Source organism: Saccharomonospora iraqiensis subsp. iraqiensis (assembly GCF_000430445.1).
Lineage (GTDB): Bacteria > Actinomycetota > Actinomycetes > Mycobacteriales > Pseudonocardiaceae > Saccharomonospora > Saccharomonospora iraqiensis.
The window spans coordinates 5,744-8,651 of record NZ_KE387123.1; the positions used below are offsets into that span (position 1 = coordinate 5,744).

Annotated in this window: 1 protein-coding gene; it reads right to left on the reverse strand. The window is 71.1% G+C overall.

All coding sequences use genetic code 11. The features are described from left to right. A partial coding sequence (locus ACTIR_RS0118340) for a molybdopterin oxidoreductase family protein (RefSeq protein ID WP_026455374.1) occupies positions 1-2,372 on the reverse strand: 2,372 nt, incomplete at its 3' end. Positions 2,373-2,908: the final 536 nt, after the last annotated feature.

The following is a 2,908-nucleotide window of genomic DNA, read 5'->3' on the forward strand; positions in this document are numbered from 1 at the left end:
GAGGCGGTCGTCGTCGGTGCCGGTGCCGCGCCGTCCGCCGGCGACAGCCGGGTCACCGACGCCGCGGTGATCTTGAAGTACGGTTGTTTCGACACCGGATCCCAGCCGTCCATGGTCAGTTCGTTGGCCGCCCGCGCGTCCCCGTCGGGCGCCGCGACCGAGCCGGTGTCCCAGTAGCCGTAGTGGAACGGGACGAACACCACGCCGTCCCGGCCCCTGCCCACCCGCGCCGGGAGGTCGAGGGTGCCGCGGGCGGAGGCCACCCGCACGAGGTCGCCCTCGGCCACACCGAGCCGGTTCGCGTCCGAACGGGACAGCTCGACCCAGGGACCCGGTGCCGCCTCGTGCAGGGGACGGGACCGTGCGGTCTTGGTCCGGGTGTGGAACTGGTACACCGTGCGCCCGCTCACGCAGGCGAACGGCCGCTCGGCCGTGGGAACCTCCGGGGGCGGGACGTACGGGGCGTGCCGCAGGAACGCGCGGCCGTCCGGCTGCGCCGCGCGGTACCGCTGGGGTCCGACCGCCGCGCCGGTGACGAGGTCGTGCCCGAAGCTCTCGCACACCTCCGGGTCGGTGGGGAACACGCCGTCGGCGTACAGCCGGTCACACCCGTCGGGGTGCTCCTCGTTGCACGGCCACGGGATTCCCGTTCCCGCCCGGAGTTTCGCGTACGACAGTCCTGTGTAGTCACACAGCCTGCCGCGGGTGCACTCCTTCCACGCCTCGAAGGCGCCCTCCGGATCGCTCCACCGGATCAGCGGACCGCCCTCGTCGTCCCGCAGGTCCATCCGCCCGGCGTAGTCCAGGAAGATGTCCAGATCGCTGCGCGCCGCACCGGGTGGGTCGACGGCCTTGTCCGAGAGGTGCACGGTCCGGTTCACGTTGGTGTAGGTGCCCTGCTTCTCGCCCCAGAGCGCCGCGGGCAGCACCACGTCGGCGTACTCGGTGGTCTCGGTGCGGAACCCGTCCTGCACCACCACGAACAGGTTCGGATTCCGGAGGATGTCGCGCACCCGGCCCAGGTCCGGCAGGGACACCGCCGGGTTCGTGCCCGAGATCCAGAGGAACCGGATCGAGCCCTGCTCCGCGTAACGCCAGATCTGCATGGCGTGCGTCGGCTGGGACCAGTGCGGGATCCGCAACGGGTCGACCCGCCACAACCGCGCCAGCTCGCGCACGTGTTCGGGATTGTGCCAGTTGCGGAAGCCGGGGAGATCACCGTCGGCCCCGCACTCGCGGGTGTTCTGGGCGGTCGGCTGGCCGTTCATCTGCAACACCCCGCACCCCGGCCTGCCGATCCGGCCGGTCAGCAGGTGCAGGTTGTTCACCTGGCAGGACGCGGCCGTGGCCTGGTGCGACTGGTAGAAGCCCTGCAACACCGTGGACAGGACCCGGTCCGAGGTGCCGAAGACACGGGCGGCGGCCCGCACGTCGTCGGCATCGACCCCGCAGATCCCGGCGACCCGTTCGGGCGCGTACTCGCGCACCGTCTCGGCGAGCTCGTCGAAACCGAGCGTGTGCGCGTCGACGTAGTCGCGGTCCAGCCACCCCTGCACGACGATCTCGCGCACCAGCCCGTTCAACAACGCCTGGTTGGTGCCCGGCAACGGTGCCAGGTGCACCCCACCGGTGCGTTCTGCGGCCTCGGCCACCGCCGTGCGCCGCGGGTCGACGGCGACGACACGGGGCGGGTCGGCGCCCGCAATCCGGTCGAGCACGCGGGTCCACAGCACCGTCTGGGTCTCCGGCATGTTGTGCCCGAAGCAGAACAGTGCGTCACAACTGTCGATGTCGGTGTAGCTGCCGGGCTGGCCGTCCGAGCCGAAGCTCTCCTTCATCGCGGCCGCCGCGGTCGCGGTGCACAACCGGGTGTTGCCGTCCATGTGCGGGGTGCCGAGGCCACCCTTTCCGAGCACGGCGAGGGTGTAGTACTCCTCCAGGAAGAGCTGGCCGGTCGTGTAGAAGCCGTGCGACAGCGGCCCCACCTCGTCGAGCAGCTCCCGGGACCGGCCGACGACGCGCTCCATCGCGGTGTCCCAGTCGGTCGCGACGAGTTCGCCGCCCTCGCGCACCAGGGGGCGGGTCAGCCGGTCGGTCCCGCTCCACCGCCACGAGCCGTAGAGCCCCTTCGGGCCGAGCCTGCCGTGGTTGACCACGTCCCCCGCCACGCCGCGCACGCCCACCATCCGACCACCGGAGACGGCGATGTCGCACGCGCACCCGTTGCTGCACAGCACGCACGCGGACCGCACCCAACGCTCCACGTCGTCCTCGGTGACCCCGTCGTCCAGGTGTGTGTCCACGCGCACGGGCCAGGCGGCGTCCCGGGCGAACGGCGTCCGGGTGCCCCACACGTCGCTGATGCGGTCCATCCCTGTCCCGTACCCGCACAGCCCACGTTGGCCCGGCGCCACCCGCGGGTTGACCCGTTCGAGCGGCCCCGGAGTGTCCCCACCTTCACGGCGGCCACATCCCCCACGCGCGGGGCTCCGCGGACTCCAGCACCTCTGTGACCAGCAGAGAGTATGCAGTCAAGCACCAACACGGGATCGGGCGCTATTCCGTAACCGAATCGTTGTGGCAAGCGTCAAGTTTTGTGGAGTGCCCCGCGCGCCGCTGCGCATAGTCGCGACAGCCCCGAACCCAGGTGTCCGTCGGCCCCCCACCGACGGCCACCGTTTCCCCGACATCATTGGAGTCGCACATGCGTGCGCGTCACCAACTGAAGCGTGCTGCCCCGATGGCCCTGCTCGCTTCCATGACGCTCATTTCCACACCTGGCGTCGCCGTCGCGGCCACGGACTCCCAACCCGCCCAGCCGCGTACGGCCCAGGTACAGCAATCGACTACCACCAAGGCCCAACAGCCAAACCCGGACGCTCCGCTGGAACAGCGGATCGCCTCCGCC